The 19712-nt window shown below is 71.9% G+C and carries 21 protein-coding genes; 7 read left to right on the top strand and 14 right to left on the bottom strand.

Features of this window, described 5'->3' with window-relative positions; all coding sequences use genetic code 11:
- Positions 1-46 precede the first annotated feature (46 nt).
- Entirely contained in the window at positions 47-577 is a 531-nt protein-coding gene (locus ACIBLA_RS05670; protein WP_399197854.1) for a hypothetical protein, read from the bottom strand.
- Positions 578-651: 74 nt separating this feature from the next.
- Between ACIBLA_RS05670 and ACIBLA_RS05675 the strand changes: the two genes are divergently transcribed.
- Entirely contained in the window at positions 652-1416 is a 765-nt protein-coding gene (locus ACIBLA_RS05675) for a hypothetical protein (protein ID WP_363240832.1), read from the top strand.
- Between the two features lie 208 nt (positions 1417-1624).
- Positions 1625-2215: a hypothetical protein gene (locus tag ACIBLA_RS05680; protein ID WP_399197855.1), complete on the top strand. Its 591-nt coding sequence runs from the start codon at positions 1625-1627 to the stop codon at positions 2213-2215.
- Positions 2216-2306: 91 nt separating this feature from the next.
- Here the strand turns inward: ACIBLA_RS05680 and ACIBLA_RS05685 are convergent, their stop codons facing one another.
- Positions 2307-2792, bottom strand: a complete 486-nt coding sequence (locus ACIBLA_RS05685) for a hypothetical protein (RefSeq protein ID WP_363240830.1) — start codon at positions 2790-2792, stop codon at positions 2307-2309.
- 322 nt (positions 2793-3114) lie between these two features.
- On the opposite strand from ACIBLA_RS05685, the gene ACIBLA_RS05690 reads away from it, so the two are divergent.
- Entirely contained in the window at positions 3115-3774 is a 660-nt protein-coding gene (locus tag ACIBLA_RS05690) for a class F sortase (protein WP_363240829.1), read from the top strand.
- A gap of 67 nt (positions 3775-3841) precedes the next feature.
- On the opposite strand, the gene ACIBLA_RS05695 is transcribed toward ACIBLA_RS05690, so the two are convergent.
- Complete coding sequence (locus ACIBLA_RS05695; RefSeq protein ID WP_363240828.1) at positions 3842-4711, bottom strand: polysaccharide deacetylase family protein; 870 nt, start codon at positions 4709-4711, stop codon at positions 3842-3844.
- A gap of 153 nt (positions 4712-4864) precedes the next feature.
- Between ACIBLA_RS05695 and ACIBLA_RS05700 the strand changes: the two genes are divergently transcribed.
- The gene (locus ACIBLA_RS05700; RefSeq protein ID WP_363240827.1) at positions 4865-5326 is read left to right on the top strand and encodes a universal stress protein; all 462 of its coding nucleotides are present in this window, start codon (positions 4865-4867) and stop codon (positions 5324-5326) included.
- Between the two features lie 22 nt (positions 5327-5348).
- Here ACIBLA_RS05700 and ACIBLA_RS05705 read toward each other — a convergent pair whose 3' ends face one another.
- Positions 5349-6551 carry a CapA family protein gene (locus ACIBLA_RS05705; protein WP_399197856.1) on the bottom strand — a complete coding sequence of 401 codons (1203 nt, stop codon included), beginning with the start codon at positions 6549-6551 and terminating at the stop codon, positions 5349-5351.
- A 264-nt stretch (positions 6552-6815) separates the two neighbouring features.
- Between ACIBLA_RS05705 and ACIBLA_RS05710 the strand changes: the two genes are divergently transcribed.
- Positions 6816-7403 (top strand): sigma-70 family RNA polymerase sigma factor, encoded by a 588-nt coding sequence (locus ACIBLA_RS05710; RefSeq protein ID WP_363240825.1) that lies wholly within the window; start codon positions 6816-6818, stop codon positions 7401-7403.
- Here ACIBLA_RS05710 and ACIBLA_RS05715 read toward each other — a convergent pair.
- Entirely contained in the window at positions 7340-7576 is a 237-nt protein-coding gene (locus ACIBLA_RS05715) for a zf-HC2 domain-containing protein (RefSeq protein ID WP_399197857.1), read from the bottom strand. The two genes, ACIBLA_RS05710 and ACIBLA_RS05715, sit on opposite strands and share 64 nt — an antisense overlap.
- 70 nt (positions 7577-7646) lie before the next feature.
- On the opposite strand from ACIBLA_RS05715, the gene ACIBLA_RS05720 reads away from it, so the two are divergent.
- Entirely contained in the window at positions 7647-8192 is a 546-nt protein-coding gene (locus ACIBLA_RS05720) for a hypothetical protein (protein WP_363240824.1), read from the top strand.
- Positions 8193-8194: 2 nt separating this feature from the next.
- On the opposite strand, the gene ACIBLA_RS05725 is transcribed toward ACIBLA_RS05720, so the two are convergent.
- The 4 genes from ACIBLA_RS05725 to ACIBLA_RS05740 form a co-directional block, all read right to left on the bottom strand.
- Complete coding sequence (locus ACIBLA_RS05725) at positions 8195-9391, bottom strand: histidine kinase (RefSeq protein ID WP_363240822.1); 1197 nt, start codon at positions 9389-9391, stop codon at positions 8195-8197.
- Complete coding sequence (locus ACIBLA_RS05730; protein ID WP_363240821.1) at positions 9388-10875, bottom strand: cation acetate symporter; 1488 nt, start codon at positions 10873-10875, stop codon at positions 9388-9390. The genes ACIBLA_RS05725 and ACIBLA_RS05730 overlap by 4 nt, the downstream gene beginning before the upstream one ends.
- Positions 10872-11234 (bottom strand): hypothetical protein, encoded by a 363-nt coding sequence (locus ACIBLA_RS05735; RefSeq protein WP_363240820.1) that lies wholly within the window; start codon positions 11232-11234, stop codon positions 10872-10874. The genes ACIBLA_RS05730 and ACIBLA_RS05735 overlap by 4 nt, the downstream gene beginning before the upstream one ends.
- Positions 11235-11358: 124 nt before the next feature.
- Complete coding sequence (locus tag ACIBLA_RS05740) at positions 11359-12108, bottom strand: LytTR family DNA-binding domain-containing protein (RefSeq protein ID WP_363240818.1); 750 nt, start codon at positions 12106-12108, stop codon at positions 11359-11361.
- A 66-nt stretch (positions 12109-12174) separates the two neighbouring features.
- On the opposite strand from ACIBLA_RS05740, the gene ACIBLA_RS05745 reads away from it, so the two are divergent.
- Positions 12175-12882, top strand: a complete 708-nt coding sequence (locus ACIBLA_RS05745) for a zf-HC2 domain-containing protein (RefSeq protein ID WP_399197858.1) — start codon at positions 12175-12177, stop codon at positions 12880-12882.
- An 84-nt stretch (positions 12883-12966) separates the two neighbouring features.
- On the opposite strand, the gene ACIBLA_RS05750 is transcribed toward ACIBLA_RS05745, so the two are convergent.
- From ACIBLA_RS05750 to ACIBLA_RS05770, 5 genes are all read right to left on the bottom strand, one after another.
- Complete coding sequence (locus ACIBLA_RS05750) at positions 12967-13833, bottom strand: DNA-formamidopyrimidine glycosylase family protein (protein WP_363240816.1); 867 nt, start codon at positions 13831-13833, stop codon at positions 12967-12969.
- 54 nt (positions 13834-13887) lie between these two features.
- On the bottom strand, positions 13888-14772 hold the full coding sequence (locus tag ACIBLA_RS05755) for an amidohydrolase family protein (RefSeq protein WP_399197859.1): 885 nt from the start codon (positions 14770-14772) through the stop codon (positions 13888-13890).
- Positions 14769-15743 (bottom strand): aldo/keto reductase, encoded by a 975-nt coding sequence (locus ACIBLA_RS05760; RefSeq protein WP_363240851.1) that lies wholly within the window; start codon positions 15741-15743, stop codon positions 14769-14771. The genes ACIBLA_RS05755 and ACIBLA_RS05760 overlap by 4 nt, the downstream gene beginning before the upstream one ends.
- Before the next feature lie 170 nt (positions 15744-15913).
- Positions 15914-17410, bottom strand: coding sequence for a wax ester/triacylglycerol synthase family O-acyltransferase (locus ACIBLA_RS05765; protein WP_363240813.1), 1497 nt, complete (start codon positions 17408-17410; stop codon positions 15914-15916).
- Between the two features lie 191 nt (positions 17411-17601).
- Complete coding sequence (locus ACIBLA_RS05770; RefSeq protein ID WP_399197860.1) at positions 17602-19659, bottom strand: SpoIIE family protein phosphatase; 2058 nt, start codon at positions 19657-19659, stop codon at positions 17602-17604.
- Positions 19660-19712 lie beyond the last annotated feature (53 nt).

Raw genomic sequence — 19712 nt, forward strand, 5'->3', positions numbered from 1 at the left:
TCAGGCGAATCCGGCCCCAAGTCGGCGTGGCGCGCGCCATGTTGATTCAAACTTCCGCCGTGAACCGATCACTTGCCCTGCGGGCCCTGGCCGTCACCGGCCTCGTCTGCATATTCAGCGCGCCCGTCCCGGCCGCCGCGGACATCTGCGTCTCGGCGTGGACGGGGCCGGGCGGTCCGGGCGCGGTCGTCATCATCGGCGACGGGCCCTGCTGGCCCGAGCCTTCGCCGCCTCCGCCGTCCGAACCCCCGCCGGAGCCTCCGCCGCCCTCGGAACCACCGCCCTCGGACCCCCCACCGGAGCCTTCACCACCGCCACCACCGCCACCGCCCGAACGGGAACCCGAGCCGCCGGTGACCGCCGAGTCCGCGCCCGCACCGCCACCGCCCGCACCGCCGCCGGTGCGGCGGGCGGCAGACCCGCCGGCTCCCCCGCCGGCCGTCACTCCGTCGCCGTCGCCGTCCCTGTCACCCTCGCCGCCGCCGAAGGCCGACCCGCCGGAGGTACGGGTCCTGCCCGCGTACAAGGCACCGGTCCGCAAGCAGCCGACCAACAGCACCTCGGTCGTCATGCTCATGCTGCTGCTCACCGCGCCGGCGGTCCTGGCGGCTGCCATCCTTCGCCCCCGTTCCCGCTAGCTGACGGAGACACATGTCGGAATGGCTTGTCCTGACCCTGGCCATGGCCGCCGCCTGCGCGGTCGTCGTGGCCATCGTTCTCATCAACAACCGCCGGGTGCCGGCCGACGACGACCCCTCCGAGAGTCCCGACGTCCTCGAATACATGACGATGATGATCGGCGTGGTCTACGCGATCGTGCTGGGCCTGGCCATCGCGGGCGTCTGGGAGGCGCGCGGCGCCGCCCAGGAGTCCGTACGCCAGGAGGCGCAGGCCCTGCACGAGGTGCAGGCGCGGTCCGAGGTCTATCCGGCCGAGGTGCGTGACCGCATCCGGGGCGACGTCGACGCGTACGTCAGTTTCGTGGTCGACAAGGAGTGGCCGCACATGTCGAAGCACAACAGCCTCAGCGACAAGGGCACGGCGCTGCTGGAGCAGGTGCGGCGGAGCGTCAGCGACTACGTCCCGGCCAACGACCACGAGGCCCAGTCCTATCAGCCGCTGGTCGACCAGGTGGCGGCGGCCGACGACGCGCGGGGCGCCAGGGGCCAGAACGCGGGGGCGACGATGCCGGGGGTCGTCTGGTTCGGCCTCATCACCGGCGCCGTCGTGACCGTGGGGCTGATCTTCACGCTCCAGATCCGCCGCAGCTGGCGCGAGCTGCTGCTGGCGGGGTTGTTCAGTGCTCTGATCGCCTTCCTGCTCTTCCTGATCTGGGACTTCGACGCGCCGTACGGCCGGGGCATCGCGGCGACGGCGGCCCCGTTCGTCGATCTCTTCCCGCACATCCGTACGTAGGGAGTGCCGGCGGCGGGGCGGGCCGCCTGTGCGGCCCGTCCTGCGGCCGGGAAGAGGAGCGGGCCAGTCGGGTGACAGGACAACCCGTTCGCCCGACTGAGATCGCGGCTGTGGTAGGGCGCTTCTAGCGTGCCGGGTATCGAGGTGCATTTCCCGCCATCCGCGGAAACCAGTTCCGCACTGCCCCTCGGAGACCGGAGGGTTGTCCATGCGCGCGATACGTGCCGCGTCCGCCGCTCTGCTGGGAGCGGTCGCACTCGCACTGACCACGCCTGCCACCGCCACGGCCGCGGCGGCGGCCCCTGTCACACCGTTCGGTTTCGCCGTCACCCCCTCGGTGATCGCGGCCGGCGGCCAGGTGACCCTCACGGTCACCGGTTGCAGCAGCACCGCCACCGCCCGGTCCGGGGTGTTCGACGACACCGTCATCCCCTCCGGGGGATCGGCGCGCGCCTCCATCTTCTGGGACGCCAAGCCCGGCGCGATGTACGAGGTGACCTTCACGTGCAACGGCGAAAAGGGCACCACCGACCTCACCATCGCGGGCGGCACCCCGTCCCCGACTCCCACGCCGACCCGGACGTCGACCCCCACCCCGACGCCGACATCGAGCCCGACCGCGACCCGGACGCCGACCTCCAGCTCCACGGCGATCGCGCCTCCCGGCGGTGTCAAGGGCGGCCTCGGCGGCAGCTTCATCGCCATGAACGGCACGGAGCTGGCCATCGGCGGCGGCCTGGTGGCCGCGGCGGCGCTCGGCACCGTCCTGGTCGTACGCCGCCGATCGGCGAGCCGCTGAGCCCGGCCCGCGAGCGGATCGAACGCCCGTGGCCCCAAGTCCCGTCCGGGACTTGGGGCCACGGGCGTTCGCCGTGCCGAAGGCTGGCAGGTCAGACGAGCGTGTCGCTCATGCGACGACGGCGGGCGATGAAGACCGTGCCGCCGACCGCGGCCGTGGCGACCAGACCGGAGCCGACCGCCATCTCGGTCGAGCTGGGGCCGATGGAGCCACCGAGGCCACCCTCCGCGCCCTGGCCGGCCAGTACCCGGAAGCGGTGGGTCGCGACGCGGCTGTTGTCGCTGCACTTGACGGAGAGGTTGTAGTCGCCGGGCGTGGCGTTGTTGTTGATACGGGCCCTGGCCTCCGAGTGGCCCGAAGAGTTCACCGAGAGCTGCGCCGTGGGGAAGGCGTTGGACGTGACGGTGCCGCCGTGGCGACAGCCGTCGACGGTGATGTGCAGCGTGCCGCCCTGGTGGACGGCGAACGGGTTGACGCGGATATTGGTCGGGCCGTTGTTGGCCGCGGCCAGCGGGGCGGAGAGCGCCACGGCGGCGCAGGCCGCGGCAGTCACCATGAGAGCGCGTGAAGCACGCATCGTTGAGCCTCCAGCGGAAGACGCCCCAAAGCGGTGCTCCGGGAAATTCGACGAGTACGCCCTCCATGACGAACCATCACCGGAGTGGACATTCGCCGCATTTCGACACTGGTCCACCCCGGTGAGGCGACACGCCGACGGAACGCGCCCGGCCCCGACGGACCCGCAGGTCACGGACCGTCAGAGGTTTTGTACGACGACTACTCGAATGGTGCAGTTGGTCCGGCCACGGACGGCCGCACCACCCATTCGCCCTCCAGTTCTCGCCGACTCGCAAATCCGCGCTTAACGTGCATTACGAGACGCCCACGAAGGGAGAACCATGGGCTTGCTCCGCAGCGCCTCGGAGTCGAGGAAACGCTCGCCCTGGGGCGTTCTGGCCCTTGTCCTGCTCTCTGGTCTCGCACTGATGCGGAACGGGGCCGATGTCTCGATCGGACCGCCCCAGCCGGCCTCGGCGGCGGCGCTGGACTCACGGCAGGAAGCCGTGACGGAGGCGGCGAACATCCCCATCGTGAAGCCCCTGCCGTACGCCCCGATGTCCCGCGTGACGATTCCGGCGATCAAGGTCGACGCGCCCGTGATGGATGTGGGACTCGACCCGGAGGGCTGGATCGCCGCCCCGCCGCCCGAGGACGCCAACATGGCGGGCTGGTACCAGAACGGCGTCGCACCCGGCCAGCGTGGCACCGCGGTCGTCGTGGGCCATGTCGACAACCAGGCGGGCCCCGCGGTCTTCTACGGCCTCGGCTCGCTGACCAAGGGCGAGCACATCGAGGTGACCCGCTTCGACGAGAAGGTGGCTGTGTTCGAGATCTACGGCGTGGAGGTCTTCTCCAAGAACGACTTCCCGGGCGCGCGGGTCTACGGCGACACCGGCCACGCGGAACTGCGCGTGATCACCTGCGGTGGCGGCTACTCGAAGGCGGGCGGCTACGACGGCAACGTGGTGGTCTTCGCCCGGCTGGTGGAGACCCGCTGAGCGGGTCGGCCAACTCCGTTGCGGGGGTGGGCGGGACGGGTGCGCGCCGTCCCGCCCACCGCGGACATCAGAGCCTCGGTACGGTGATCCCGTAGCCGTTCTTCAGCAGCTTCGGCAGATAGTCCCGGAGCGCTGCCACGCTCTGTGAGCGGTCGCCGCCCGCGTCGTGCGACAGCACCACGACCCCTGGCCCGGCCCCCTCCACCACCCTGCGGACGATCTTCCCGGTGCCCGGCGACTTCCAGTCGAGGGTGTCGAGGGTCCAGGCGAGCGGTTCCATGCCGAGGTCGGCGCCGATCTCGAAGGTGTGCCGGTTCCAGGAGCCGTACGGGGCGCGGAACCAGACCGGCGGGCGGCCCAGCGTCCGCTCGATCACCTCGCTGGTGCGCTCCATCTCCGCCCGGATCTTACTCGGCCTCAGCTTCGGCAGTTCCGGGTGCGACCAGGTGTGGTTGGCCACGATGTGCCCGTCGTCGGCCATCTCGCGCAGCAGGTCCGGCCGGCCCACGGCCATCCCGCCGCAGACGAAGAACATCGCGCGTACGTCGTGCGCGCGCAGCGTCCTGAGGATGCCGGGCGTGTAGCTCGGATCGGGCCCGTCGTCGAAGGTGAGGATCATCGAGCGGCCCAGGTACGGCATCTTCAGGAGGGGTTCGGTGCGTACGGGAAGCTTGGCCGGCCGGTACTCGGGCGGCTGGAACTCCGTCATGGGGCTCAGCCGGTAGGCCGACGGCCGACGGGCCGGCGCCTGCGGTCCCGGCGCCTGCGGTCCCGCCACCGGGGTGCCCCCCGTCGGGCTCGCGGTCGCCGGGCGGCCCGGCGTTTGGGCGTCTCCCGCGGTCAGTAACCGGGTCAGCCCCACCGCCCCGAGGACAGCGGCGATACGCAGCACGGCCCGGCGCCCCGGAATCAACTGGTCCTTCTTGATGGCATCCATGGCCAATGGCTCGCACGGCGGGTGTGGCACGGCGCTCACCGACACCACGGATGGCGGAAAAAACACTCAATGGGATGAGCTGATGAGCATCATTTGCGACCGATGGCGAGGCCCCCGAGGTGGCGTCGTCCGGGAGCGGATAGCCTCGCTGCCGTGACGGATCAGCAGCCCTCCCCCTTCGAACGCGGCACCGACGGCCCCAAGGTGATCGTGGCCGGTGTGGACGGCTCCGAGTCGTCACTCCGCGCGGCGGCGTACGCCGGTGGTCTCGCCCGGCGGCAGAACGCCCTGCTCGCGATCGTGTACGTCCAGCCGCTGATGTCCTCGGGGGCCGCGCTCGGCGCCCCGGTCGCGGACACGACCGGGGAGATCGCCGAAGGGCTCGCGGAGGAGATCCGCTCCAGCGCGGAGCGGGTCAGAGGCATCTGGGACGTCCGCTGGGAGTTCCACACGCTGCGCGGCGACCCCTACAACGGGCTGGTCACCGCGGCCGACGACCTGAAGGCGGACGCCGTGGTGGTGGGCGCGTCGGAGTCGGCGGGACACCGGTTCATCGGCTCGGTGGCGGTGCGGCTGGTCAAGGCGGGCCGCTGGCCGGTGACAGTCGTCCCGTAGGGCCCGGGTCGCCGGGCAGGTGTCAACGGCCCATCGTGAGGCCGTCCTTGGCGGCCCCGCGCCCGAGGACCGCCTCCTCGATCGAGGACCGTGCGGCCCGGTAGTCGTCCCTCGACGGGTCGTCGTCCAGCGCCTTCGACAGATTGATCACCCGTCCGACACTGTTGTCCATGGTCTGCGGGATGAACTCCGCCTTCGTCACGACCCAGCGCTCCCCCTTGGCGGCGGGCGGCGCGAAGGTGAACCGGCCGATCGAGCCCTGGGTGCCGCGCGGGTCGAACTGTCCGGCGTTGTTGACCATCTCGCCGGCGATCTGGTCACCCATGCCGTAGATGATCCAGGTGCCGTTGACCTTCTCGTACGCCTGCGGGGCATGGACGTGCGTGCCGATGATCAGGTCGATGTCGGGGCGGCCGTCGGTGGTGGACCCGGTGAGCCGTTCGCCGAGCCGGAGTTGCTTCTCGTCGGGCGCCGTCTGCCATTCCGTGCCCCAGTGCATGCTCACGACGACGATGTCGGCGCCCGCCGCGCGGGCGGCCCGTGAGTCGGCGACGATCTGCTCCTCGTCGATGAGGTCGACGGCCCAGGGCTGTCCCTCGGGCAGCGGGATGCCGTTCGTGTCGTAGGTGTACGCCAGTTGGGCCACCTTCGCGCCGCCCGCTTCGAGCAGTGCGGGGCGGGCGTCCTCCTCGGCCGAGCGCGCCGAACCGGCGTGCTTGACCCCGGCCTTGTCGAGCGCGTCGAGCGTGCGGCTGATGCCCTCGGCGCCGGCGTCCAGGGTGTGGTTGGAGGCGGTGGAGCAGGAGTCGTAACCGGTCTCCCGGAGTGCTGAGGCGACCTCGGGCGGCGACTTGAACGACGGGTAGCCGGTGAAGGGGCCGCCGTCGGGGCCGTACACCGTCTCCATGTGACAGATCGCCACATCGGCGGCCGAGACGACGGTCTTGACCCCGGCGAGCATCGGTACGAAGTCGTGGCCCTCGCCGCCCGCGTCGGTGTTCGCCTGGCGGATGACGGAGTCGTGCGGCAGGACGTCTCCGGAGGCGACGAGCGTGAACCCGCGCTGCGGCGCCGTGCCGTCGGCCGACGAAGACCCCAGCCCCTCGGAACTTCTGACGGGCCGGTCGAGGGCCGAGTCCGCCGTGCCGGATCCGGCGCATCCCGCGGCCGTACCGAGCAGGAGGGCGGCGGCGGCTGCCGTCCCTTGTCGCATGCGCGTCGTCATCGGTCAGGCTCCTTCATTGACGAGGAAGGCGACCAAACGGTCATAGCATGCATAACTTCATATTAATATGATTAATGCTGCAAGTCTGGCGAAGCACCTGAGATGGACGAAAGGGATCGGCCCAACCGTTCACCGCACCACTCGCCGCGCGGAGCGACCGCTCGTCGCAGACCCTTGTGAGCCGACTGTCCCCGGACGCACGGATGCGTTCCGATACGCCAACGGCAGCGACGCCGGCGACCTCCGCGCGAAGGGACGTTCACGATGACCACCGCCACGGCCACGGCGACGACCGACGAGCGGGCACTGACCGAGTTGCAGCGCGACCACGGCCCCGCGCTGCTCCACTTCCTGCTCGGCCTGACCTACGGCGACCGGCAGCGCGCGGAGGACCTGGTCCAGGAGACACTGGTCCGCGCGTGGCAGCACCCGGAGGCGTTCGAGGGGCCCTACGAGTCCATGCGGCCCTGGCTGTTCACTGTGGGCCGCCGGCTGGCGATCGACGCCCGCCGCTCACGCCTCGCCCGCCCGACCGAGGTCAGCGACGGCGTCCTGGAAGCCACCCCGGAACCGGGCGATCCCACGGAGCGCTCCGTGGCCGCGCTCGACGTGCGCGAGGCAGTGAAGACGCTGAGCCCGGAGCACCGCGCCGTACTCGCGCAGATCTACTTCAAGGGGCTCAGCGTGGTCGAGGCCGCGCAGGTGCTCGGCATCCCGGCCGGCACCGTCAAGTCCCGCTCCTACTACGCGCTGCGCGCCCTCGGCCGCTCGCTGCCCGGCTACCACGGCTACCACAGGTCCTCCTCGTCGAAGAGTGCGAGGAGCGCCGCGCCGTCGGCCACCTCCACATAGGCGGCGGCGCACGCCGCGCAGCCGTCCAGGTGCCCGGCGATCGTCCGGTCCTCCTCGGGCGTGAGCGCCCCCAGCGCGTAGGCACCGAGCTGCGACCGCACATGCGGGTCACCGCCGGCCTCACCCGTCACAATCGCCTCCGGTCCGCTGTCCGATCCTGCTCTTCTGGCCACGCTGGGCACCGGCCGCCGGTTCAATGCTCCGTGAAGCAGCGTCCACGGAGAGGAAGGAAGGCGGAAAACAATGCGTCCGGAACGTCATGACGAAGGCGGCGGTGGCGGCCTGCTCGTCCCCATGGCATGGATGTACGCGGAGTACATCGCCGACCAACTACTGCGCACCGGCGACCTGATGCCGCCCACGACACTTGAGTACCGGGCGGGTCGCGACGCGCTCGCCCTGACCATCTACCTGTCCGACGGGCCGGTCGGCGGGCCCGGCGGTGTGGCGCGGATGGCCGAGTGGCGGACACTGACCGCGTACGGCACCGGTTGGCGTGAATGGGTCTGTCACCAGCTCGACCTGCTGGAGACCCGCGCATGCCAGGCGGAACGATCCGGCACCGCCCGTCCCGACCCGGATCTGGAACTGGCCCTGGCCGCCTGGCGGTGGCTGGAGGAGACCGAACTGCTGGCACCGGATCTCGACGCGGTGGGGGCGCCGGGCGGCGATCCACTGACGGACGAGGGCGGGGGCACGGAGAGACCCGAGGAGGAGGGGCCACAGGTCTGGACCCCGGCGTGGCAGCTGGGGCTGCCGCTGGGGCATCTGGCGATCGCTCTGTTCTGACCTCACGTGCCGTGCACTCCCGCGCGGTACTTGGGGATCCGTACGGTGATCCGCATGCCCGCCCCCACCCCCGTCTCGATGACGAGCCCGTAGTCGTCCCCGTACACCTGGCGCAGCCGCTCGTCGACGTTGAGCAGTCCGATGCCCGTGGACAGACCCCCCTCGCCACGCAGGATCCGGCGCAGCCGCTCCGGGTCCATCCCCACCCCGTCGTCCTCGATCACCACCTCGGCCTCCGATCCGGCGTCGAGCGCGCTGATCGTGATGTGGCTCATCGTGATCTTGCCTTCGAGGCCGTGCTTGACCGCGTTCTCGACGAGCGGCTGGAGGCAGAGGAACGGCATGGCGACCGGCAGCACCTCGGGCGCGACCTGGAGGGTGACCGACAGCCGTTCGCCGAAGCGGGCCCGGACGAGCGCCAAGTACTGGTCGATGGAGTGCAGTTCGTCGGCGAGGGTGGTGAAGTCGCCGTGCCTGCGGAACGAGTAGCGAGTGAAGTCGGCGAATTCCAGGAGCAGTTCGCGGGCGCGCTCCGGATCGGTGCGGACGAACGAGGCGATGGCGGCCAGTGAGTTGAAGATGAAGTGCGGCGAGATCTGGGCACGCAGCGCCTTGATCTCCGCCTCGATCAACTGGGTGCGGGAGCGGTCGAGTTCGGCGAGTTCGAGCTGGACGGAAACCCAGCGCGCGACCTCCCCGGCCGCCCGCGCCAGGACGGCGGACTCCCGTGGGGCGTACGCGACGAGCGTGCCGAGTACCCGGTGGTCGACCGTCAGCGGCGCGGCGACGCCCCAGCGCAGCGGACAGTCCAGATCGCCGCAGCCGCTGGCGAAGGCCGTGTCACGCCCGCTGGTGAGCAGGGCCTGCACATGGTCCATCACATGCCTGCCGTGGTGCTCGCCGATGCCGTCCCAGACGAGCACCCGGTCCCGGTCGGTGAGGCAGAGCGCCTCCGTGCCCAGCAGTGAGCGCAGTCGGCGGGCGGCCTTGCCCGCGCTCTCCTCGGTGAGCCCGGCGCGCAGGGGCGGCGCGGCGAGCGACGCGGTGTGCAGGGTCTCGAAGGTGGCGTGCTCGACGGGCGTACCGACGTCGCTGGTGCGGTCCGGGCGTCCGCCTCCGCCACGGCGTCCGAGCAGGAAGCCGACGGCGAGCAGCAGCGTGCCGAGGACGAGCAGGATCGCGAGGGCCGCGCCGCTCATCGGGGGCCCCCTCTGGCGCGGGGCATCAGGGCCTCCGGGAGATGGAAACGGGTCATGGCCGCCTTGGTCCCCGGCGGTATCCGCGACCGCGTGGCCAGCGACACCAGGATCATCGCGAGGAAGCCGACCGGCACCGACCAGACGGCGGGCCAGGCGAGCAGGGCGTGCGGCCATCCGGACCGTACGGCGCCGCTGACCGTGATCCCGATGGCCACCAGCGCCGAGCCGCCGCCGAGCAGCAGGCCGGCGATCGCACCGGGCGGGGTGAGCCTCCGCCACCAGATGCCGAGCACCAGCAGCGGGCAGAACGACGAGGCGGAGACGGCGAACGCCATGGCGACGGCGTCGGCCACCGGCATACCGCTCACGACCAGCGAGCCGCCGAGCGGTACGAGGATCGCGAGCAGCGTGGCCAGCCGGAAGTGCCGAACGCCGCGCGAGGACAGCACGTCCTGGGTGAGCACTCCGGCCACCGCCATGGTCAGACCGGACGCGGTGGACAGGAACGCGGCGAAGGCGCCGCCCGCGACGAGCGCGCCGAGCAGATCGCCCGCCGTACCGCCGATCACCAGATCGGGCAGCAGCAGCACGGCGGCGTCGGCATCCGTACCGAGGGCGGGCGCGGGCGCGTACAGGCGCCCGAGCGCGCCGTACACCGGCGGCAGCAGATAGAACCCCCCGATCAGGGCGAGCACGCCGACCGTGGTGCGGCGGGCCGCCCGGCCGTTGGGGCTGGTGTAGAAGCGGACGACGACGTGCGGCAGCCCCATGGTGCCGAGGAAGGTAGCGACGATCAGTCCGTACGTCGCGTAGAGCGGGTGGTCGACGCGGCTGGACATCTCGGTGAGTTCGAAGTCGATCGCGGGCCGTCCGTCGCCCTGCCAGGCGAGCAGCAGGAAGATCGCGGGGACGAGCAGGGCCGTGAGTTTGAGCCAGTACTGGAAGGCCTGCACGAAGGTGATGCTGCGCATGCCGCCCGCCGCGACGGCCACCACCACGACGACCGCGACGAGGACGGCGCCGAACCAGTTCGGCGCGCCGGTAAGGATCTCCAGCGTGAGCCCGGCGCCCTGGAGTTGCGGCACCAGATAGAGCCAGCCGGCACCCACGACCAGCGCGCTGACCACGCGCCGGGCGGGGCGCGACTCCAGTCGTCCCTCCGCGAAGTCGGGGAGGGTGTACGCGCCGGAGCGGCGCAGCGGGGCGGCGACGAAGATCAGCAGGACCAGATAGCCGGCGGTGTAGCCGACCGGGTACCAGAGCATGTCGGGGCCGTGCAGCAGGAGCAGGCCGGCGATGCCGAGGAAGGAGGCGGCGGAGAGGTATTCGCCGCTGATCGCGGCGGCGTTGAGGCCGGGCCGTACCGTACGGGAGGCCACGTAGAAGTCGGAGGTGGTACGGGATATGCGCAGGCCGAACCCGCCGACGAGGACGGTGGCGACCACGACGACGGCGACGGCCGTCACCGTCCAACTCTGGCTCACGGCAGCGGCCGGCCCTTCACGAGCCGGGCGAAGTCCCGCTCGTTGCGCTCCGCGCGGCGCACGTACCACCAGGCCAGCAGGGTCAGCAGCGGATAGGCGGCGACGCCGAGCACCACCCAGACGACAGTGGTGTCGCGCAGCGCGGCGAAGACGAGCGGAAGGGCGCCGACGACCGTGGCGAGCAGCGCGAACGCGGTGAGCCCGGCGCGGAGTTGGCTGCGCATGAGGGAGCGGACGTAGGCGTCGCCGAGTGCGGTCTGCTCGTCGATCTCGGCCTGCGCGCGGTAGCGGGGCAGCGGGCGCACCCGGCGGGGTTCGCCGGTGACGACCTCGCGTTTGGGGGTGGATTCGGCGGTCATGATCCCCTCCCCCTCGTGCCGTCGTGCCACGGTCGTCGTCGCGGTGCCAGGGCCGGAGTCTAAACAGACCGTCAAGGCGGAGGGAAGCCCCCGCACGCCACCGCCCGGCGGGCGAAGCGCCAGGTCAGCGGCCGGGCAGCCGCATCAGCAGATCGCGTACGGCTCTGGCGTGCCGTCTGCTGACGGCGAGTTCCGCGTCGCCGACGCGCACGCTCATGGCACCCGCGTCGAGGCGCAACTCGTCGATACGGGCGACGGCGACGAGATGGCGGCGGTGGATCCGTACGAAACCGCGCGAGCGCCAGCGCTCCTCCAGGGTGGTGAGCGGGATACGCACCAGATGGCTGCCGGTGTCGGTGTGGAGTCTGGCGTAGTCGCCCTGGGCCTCGGCGTAGACGATGTCGGCGACAGGGACGAAGCGGGTCACGCCGCCGAGTTCGACGGGGATCTGGTCGGTGGAGGTGTCCACGACGGGGCCGCGCTCCCCCACCAGTTCGGCGACCCGCCGTACGGCCTCGGCCAGCCGCTCCCGGCGGACGGGCTTGAGCACGTAGTCGACGGCCTTGAGGTCGAACGCCTGGACGGCGAAGCCCTCGTGGGCGGTGACGAAGACGATCAGCGGGGGTTCGGCGAAACCCGCCAGGAGCTTGGCGACGTCGAGCCCCGTCAGTCCCGCCATGTGGATGTCGAGGAAGACGACGTCGACGGCGGCCGGGTCGTCGGGACCGGCGTCGAGGGCGGCCCCGATACGGCGCAGCGCCTCGGTCGCGCTCGTGGCGCCCTCGGCGCTGCGGATCCGCGCGTCGGCCCGCAGGAGGTACAGCAGCTCTTCGAGGGCGGGCGCTTCGTCGTCCACGGCCAGTACACGCAGCATGACGGGGAAGTTTAAGGGCTGTGGGCCCAGGGGGCCCCGGATCGGTTCGTGGAGAAGGACGCGGGCTTGAGCGATTTGCCGTCGCGCCCCGTATCTGGAGGCATGCGGACCCCGGAGATCCATCGCGACGTCGGCGCCTACGCACTGGGTGTGCTCGACGCGGCCGATGCCTTCCGCTTCGAGGACCATCTCATGGACTGCCCGCACTGCGCACTGCTGTTGGGCGATTTCGACGGGGTGAAGGGGCAACTCGACGCGTACACGCGGCAGACTCCCGCGCGGGTGGCTCCCTTCGTGTCGGCGGGGCCCGAGTTGCTGCACCGGATGCTGGAGGGGACGGCCGCCCGGCCGCGGGTGAGCCGCCGGCGCCGGCTGGCTCTGGTCGCGGCGGCGGTGGTGATCGCGGTGGGTGGCCCGTACGCGATCGTGGACGCGCAGTGGGGCGGTGGCGGCTCCCCGACGGTGCCGGCCGCCGAGCGGTGGACGGCGACGGACCGCAGGACCGGGACGGCGGCGGTGGTGACGGCGGCGGAGAAGGGCTGGGGCACGGAAGTCGCGCTGGAGCTGTCGAAGTCGGCGGCGACCGGGGTGTGCGCGCTGGTGGCAGTGGGCCGTGACGGGTCGGAGGAGACCGTGATGACCTGGACAGCCAGTGGTGCGGCCGACGGTCCCATGGTCACGTGGGGCGGTGCGGCGCTACCGCTGGGGGAGATCGACCGGTTCGAGGTCCGTACGGCCGGGGGGCACCGGCTGATGACGGTGCGGGGCGGGTGAGGGCGGGGGCGTGCTCCTGGGCGGGCGACGCGTCGTCGGAGCCGGCCGATGGCTGGACGAGCCCCGCACCACGTGCGGGCGACGCTACTTGAGGAACCGGGACGTCCGGCGGTCCGCCAGCGGTTTGCCGCCTGTCTGGCAGGTCGGGCAGTACTGGAGCGACGAGTCGGCGAAGGCGACCGATCTGATCGTGTCGCCGCAGACCGGGCACGTCTCGCCGGCCCGGCCGTGCACCTGTAGGCCGCTCTTCTTCTCCGCCTTGAGCCGGCCGGCCGCGACGCCGCGCGAGCGTTCGACGGCCGCCTTCAGCGACGTGCGCATCGCCTCGTACAGGGTGGTGGTCTCGTCGTCGGTCAGATTGTGGACCGGTTTGAAGGGCGACATCTTCGCCGCGTGCAGGATCTCGTCGCTGTACGCGTTGCCGATGCCCGCGATCAGCCGCTGGTCCCGCAGGGCGCCCTTGAGCTGCCGCCGTTCCCCCGCGAGCAGCGTGGCGAGCGCGTCGCGGTCGAAGGCGTCGTCGAGCGGGTCGGGGCCGAGGCTCGCGATGGCGGGCACCTGGGAGGGGTCCCGTACGAGATGGACGGCGAGCCGCTTGGTGGTGCCGGCCTCGGTCAGGTCGAAGCCGTCGCCCTCCGCCAGGACGGTCCGCAGCGCCAGCGGGCCCTTGCCGGGGCGCGGCGGCGCCGCGGGGAACTCGTCCTTCCAGCGCAGCCAGCCCGCGCGGGCCAGATGGATCGCGAGATGCAGCCCGGACCCGCCCGCGACGATGTCGAGCCACTTGCCGTGCCGCTCGATCGCCGAGACGGTGGCGCCCTCCAGGGCGGTGAGCGGCGGGTCGTACGTCTTGAGGACGTTGATCGTCAGGGGCAGGACGCGGACGATCTCCTTGCCGACCAGATGGCCGTCGAGGAATTCGCGCAGCGCTTCGACTTCGGGGACTTCCGGCATTCCTCCAGGGTGCCGCAGCGCCGGAGCGAACGCCCGGCGGGCAGCGGCCCCTGGTCAGAGCCCGTAGACCGCCGTGGCCGTCGCGCCGAAGACCGCCCGCCGCTCGTTCCCGCTCAGGTCGCCGGTCAGCGTACGGGTGACGTCCATGACCTCGGCGTACGAGGCGGCCAGCCGGCACACCGGCCAGTCCGAGCCGAACATCAGGCGGGCGGAGCCGAAGGCGTCGAGCACGGTCTCCGTGTACGGGCGCAGCGTCTCGGCCGTCCAGCGGTCCCACTCGGCCTCGGTGACCATGCCGGAGAGCTTGCAGACCGTGTTCGGCCTGGCGGCCAGCGCCCGGACATGACCGGCCCAGGGGTCGAGGCTGCCGGACGCGATGGGCGGCTTGCCGAGATGGTCGAGTACGAAGGTCAGCTGCGGCAGCAGCGCGGCGACGGTGATCGCGGCCGGTAGCTGGTGGGGCAGGACGATCAGGTCGTACGCGAGCCCGGCGGCGGCCACGGCGGCGAGCCCGTCCCGTACGTCGGGACGCAGCAGCCATTCGGGGTCGGGCTCGCCCTGGACCTGGTGCCGGATGCCCACGAGCTTGTCGCCGCCGGGGAGTTCGCGCAGTGCGGCGAGGGTGTCGGCGACACCGGGGGCGGTGAGGTCGGTCCAGCCGACGACGCCGGCGATCAGCTCGTTCGCCTCGGCGAGGGCGAGGAATTCGGGGGTCTCCTCGGGGACGGTGACGGTCTGGACGAGGACGGTGGCGCCGACTCCGGCCGCGCGGGCCTCCGGCGCGAGGTCGGCAACGCCGAAGTTCCGCCGGATGGGTGCCATGGCGGACCCGGTGATCCAGTCCTGGTCACGTACGGACAGGTCCCACACGTGGTGGTGGGCGTCCACGACGGGCGCCGACGCGGTCGGCCGCCGGGTCGGGGTCGGCGCTCCGCTCATCGGGCGTCGCCCGCCAGCAGACCGTCGGCGCGCAGGTCGTCCCAGAGCGCGTCGGGGACCGTGCGGCCGTACATGTCCGCCGCGTCCTGGACCTCGTCGGCGGACCGCGTCCCGACGAGGACGCTCGCGACGGCCGGATGTCGCAGGGGGTAGGCGATGGCGGCGGCACGCAGCGGGACGCCGTGCCGCTCGGCGACGGCCTTGATGCGCAGGGCGCGCTCCAGGAGCGGTGGCGGGGCGGCCCTGTAGTCGTACGTCGCGCCGGGGCGCGGGTCGGCGAGCAGCCCGGAGTTGAAGACACCGCCGACGACCACGCTCCGGCCGCGCTCGGCGGCCTCGGGCAGCAGCTCGGTGAGGGCGGACTGGTCGAGGAGCGTGTAGCGGCCCGCGCACAGGACGACGTCGACGTCCGTGTCCCGCAGGAAGCGTGTGAGCACGGCGGTCTGGTTCATTCCGGCGCCGATGGCGCCGATGACGCCCTCCGCGCGCAGGCGCTCCAGGGCGGGGTATGCCTGGCCGAACGCCTCGTCGACATGGTCGTCCGGGTCGTGCAGGTAGACGGTGTCGATGCGGTCGGTGCCGAGCCGTTCGAGGCTGTCCTCGATACCGCGCCGTACGCCGTCGGCGCTGAAGTCCCAGACGCGGCGGTGTGTGGCGCGTACGGCGAAGCCGTTGGCCAGGTCGTCGCCGTCTGCGAACGGCAGGGGCTCCAGCAGGCGGCCCACCTTGGTGGACAGGGTGTAGTCGGCGCGGGGGCGGGAGCGCAGGGCCTCGCCGAGCCGGCGTTCGGCGAGGCCGATGCCGTAGTGCGGCGCGGTGTCGAAGTAGCGGATGCCCGCGTCCCAGGCGGCGTCGACCGCGGCGGCGGCGTGCTCCGGTTCGACGGGGGTGTAGAGATTGCCGATCCCGGCCGATCCGAAGGAGAGCTCGGATACGCCGACCTCGCCGCGTCCGAGGGTGTTCTGCCGCATGGCGCTGTGCCTCCCGAAGTTGACACCCAGAATATTCATCGGATGACTGGGTGGCGTCAACAGTTTTGAGGGGGCGAAGTCGGCGACCTGCCGGCCCATGTCCGTTCAGCGCGCCCGGCGTTGGGGAGCACCACCGGGCCGTGCCGGTGAGGCGGGAATTGTCCGACCTATCATGCCAAGTCTGCCCGTGCGGGAAGGGCGGGTTCAGCAGCTTCGGCGGCTTCGGCAGGCGGCGCCAGGCTCAGCAGCGCGTTCAGCTCCTCGGTCATGTTCTTCGCCAGCCCGCCGAGGTCCGGCACCGCCTTGCCGTCGGCGACCAGACCCACATGGACCTGACCGCCGTAGGTCGTCAGCCCCACAGCCAGGGACTGGCCACGCGCCAGCGGCGCCATCGGATAGACCTCGCGCAGCGGGCAGCCGCCGAACGAGAGCGTCGCGCGCGGCAGCGGCACGCTCGTCACGAGCACGTCGAAGAGGATCCGGGCGGCGCTGCCGGCGAGCGGCGCGCCCAGCCGGTGCGCGAGCGGATGCAGTTGCCCGGCGATTACGGCCACCGCTCCGGGACCCCGCGAGGGACCGTCCTTCTTGTTGCGGTCCATGGCGCGGCGCACCGCGCTCAGCCGGGCCGACGGATCGGGCTCGGAGACCGGCAGACCGAGGAGGTACGCGGAGAACTGGTTGCCCGAGCCGGAGACGCCGCCCGCGCCGGCGCCCTGCCGGGCCCGGCTCGGCCGCCGCCCCGAGACCGGCACCAGGGCGCGCGGGTCGGAGCGCGGGTCGCTGTCCGGGAGCCGGTCACCGCGCTCCAGCATCCAGCGCCGCAGCCCGCCGGCCACGGTGGCGAGCAGGACGTCGTTGACCGTGCCGCCATGCGCCTTGCGCACCTGCCGTACGTCCTCCAGCGCGAGCACGGCGGTGGCCAGGCGCCGGGTGCCGCTGGAGCCCGCCATGAGGGCGGGCGTACCGCGCAGGTCGAGCCGGCTGGCACGGACGACGGAGGCGCCGATCCCGAGCGCCTTGCGCAGCTCGGCGAGCCGGTTCCGCGCCAGGTCGGCCGCCTGCCAGGGACCGGGCAGCCAGGAGCGGGGCGGCGCGGGGCGCGCACGCCGGGCGCCGGCGGCGCGCACGTCGGCGATCTGGTCGAAGATCCCGGCTCCGATGGCCACGGCGCGCATGCCGTCCGCGAGCGCGTGGTGCAGCTTCACCAGGACGGCGAAGGGGCGTCCGGCCGGTGCGCCGCCGGACCCCGCGGCCCCGGGCGCGGCGCCGCCCGTCAGGACGTACATCTCCCACGGCGGGATGCCGCGCTCGAGCGGCCGTTCCATGAGTTCTCCGGCCAGCCGGGCGGTCTCCGCGGCGAAGTCTCCGGGCGGCAGTCGAAGGTGCCTGACGTGTCTGCGTACGTCGAAGTCCTTGTCCACGCTCCAGGCGGCGCCGCCCACGGGCAGCAGCACGTCCCGCACCCGCATCCGGAGCCGGGGGACGGCCGCCGTGCGGGTGGCCAGCAGCTCCAGCAGCGCCTCGTCGTCGCCGGTCCGGGTGCCCGGTGGCGCGGCTCCGGGAGGGGCCGCCTCGAAGACGGCGAGCGCGCCGAGGTGCATCGGATGGTCCGGGGATTCGAGATGCCAGAAGGCCAGATCAAGAGGTGCCAGCAGCTCGGTGGTCAAGGGGGCCTCATGTCTTGGGGGACGAAGGAGACAGGGAGAGCAGAACAAGGCAGGTCAGGTCAGGCCAGAGAGAGGCGGCAAGTCAATCGCCTGCGGTCGGTTACGGTCAAGTACGAACACGATACGCTCAGTTAGCGTGACTGTAATGCCCCACGCCTTTCGCGGCCCTCTCAGCCGTCCCGCTCCGGCCGTCACGGAATCGTGAACTCGCCCCACACGCTCTTGCCGCCGCCGCGCGACTCCACGCCCCACTCGTCGGCCAGCACGTCCACCAGGACCAGTCCGCGGCCCGAGATCCCCGTCTCCCCCGCGTCCTGGATCCGGGGCAGCACACTCGACCGGTCCTCCACCTCCACGCGCAGCCGTCTCTCCGGGCCCGGCAGCACGCGGACGGTCACGGTCGCGCCGCCGTCGGTGTGGGTCAGGGCGTTGGTCATCAGCTCGTCGGACACCAGCTCGATGTCGTCCGACCGGTCCCCCGCGCCCCAGGCACGTACCGCCGCCCGGACCATGTGGCGGGCCGACGCCAGCGCCTCGGGTTCGCCCCGCCCCACCTGCTGCTGGAGCCTGCCGCCGGTCCTGCCGGGGGACGCGCCCTGTCTGCGCAGCAGCAGTACGGCGACATCGTCCTCACCGCCCCGGCCGTCCACCACCCCGCAGAGCCGGTCGGCAAGCTCCTGGAGGTCGCGGGGGCCGTCCGCGATCACGCCGGCCAGTCGCTGCATCCCCTCGTCCAGATCGGTGCCGGGCATCTCCACCAGTCCGTCGGTGTAGAGGACCAGCGTCTGGCCGGGATCCAGCTCGACGGTGTTCACGGGATAGTCGACCCGGCCGAACTCCGTTGAGAGTCCCAGCGGCAGTCCGCCCTCGGCGGGCAGCCGGCGGCAACTGCCGTCGGTGTCCCGGATCATGGGATCGACATGACCGGCCCGGACCATCCGGACGACGCCCGTCGCCAGGTCGGCCTCGGCATAGACGCAGGTCGCGAAGCGGTCGGTGTCGAGTTCGTGCAGGAACTCCGAGGCCCGCGCCATCACCGTGGCCGGGGTGTGACCCTCGGCCGCGTACGCACGCAGCACGATCCGCAGCTGTCCCATCACGGCCGCGGCGTCGGTGTCGTGGCCCTGTACGTCGCCGATGACGGCACCGACCCGGCCGCCGGGCAGCGGGATGACGTCGTACCAGTCACCGCCGACGTCCCTGCCGAGCCGGGCCGATCGGTAGCGGACGGCGATCTCCGCACCGGCCACGGCCGGGATCCGGCGCGGCAGCATCGCCCGCTGGAGCCCTTCGGCGAGATCGTGCTCCTGCTCGAAGAGCACGGCGCGCTGGAGGCTCTGCGCGATGCCGCTGCCGAGAGCGACGAGCAGATTGCGGTCCTCGGTGGTGAAGCCGATTTTGTCTCCGTAGAGCAGCCCGACGGCCCCGATGGGGCGGCCCTGCGCGATCAGCGGCAGATAGGCCGCCGATGTGATACCCAGATGGCTGATGTGCGGCCACAGGCCGGCGTAGGAGGTGGCGAAGTCCTCCGCGGTCTCGATGAACCGCGGGGCGAGCGTCCGGATCACCTCGCTCATCGGGTACTCCTCGTCCACCCGTGTGATGCGTGTGCCCGGTACGAACGAGCCCGCGGGGCCGTCGGCGACCAGACGGATACGCCCCGAGTCGAGGAGACCCATGACCATGCTGGCGGCGCCGAGGTGTTCGAGGCCGTCCGACTCCTTCAGGACATCGATGACGTCCTGGACCGTTCTGGCGTGCGCGAGGGCGGCCGTCGCGCCCTCGACCACGGTGGTCCGGCGTCGGCGCTCCTCGTCGAGTTCGAGCCGTGCCATCGAGTCGGCGAGTTCCTGGGTGGCGTCGCGCATGATGCCGATGAGCCGCTGCGGACGGCCGGTCTCGTCGCGGCGGACGGTGCCCTGCGCGTGGGTCCAGCGCAGGGTGCCGTCACGGCGCCGGACCCGGAAGTACGCGCCGCAACCGTCCTCGCCGCTGCTGATCGCCTCGCTCACAAAGGCGTCGAGCCGGTCGTTCTCGCCGGGCGGCAGGCGCTCCAGGACATTCGCGCGGGTGCCGTCGTAGTCGTCCTCGTTCACGTCGAGGATGCCCAGCGCCACCCGGTCCAGATGGAGCAGGCCGCTGCCGAGATCCCAGTCGAAGCAGCCCATGCCGGTGAGGGCCAGGCTCAGTTCCGGCTTCGCGGGCCAGTCGTCGGGGAGCGACGCAGGCCCCGCTTCCCGATGGACCATGGGGTCACTCTGTCATCATTTGTCGGATATCTCGACCGGTCCGACGGGGCCCA

This window comes from Streptomyces sp. NPDC050433 (assembly GCF_044458565.1).
GTDB lineage: Bacteria > Actinomycetota > Actinomycetes > Streptomycetales > Streptomycetaceae > Streptomyces.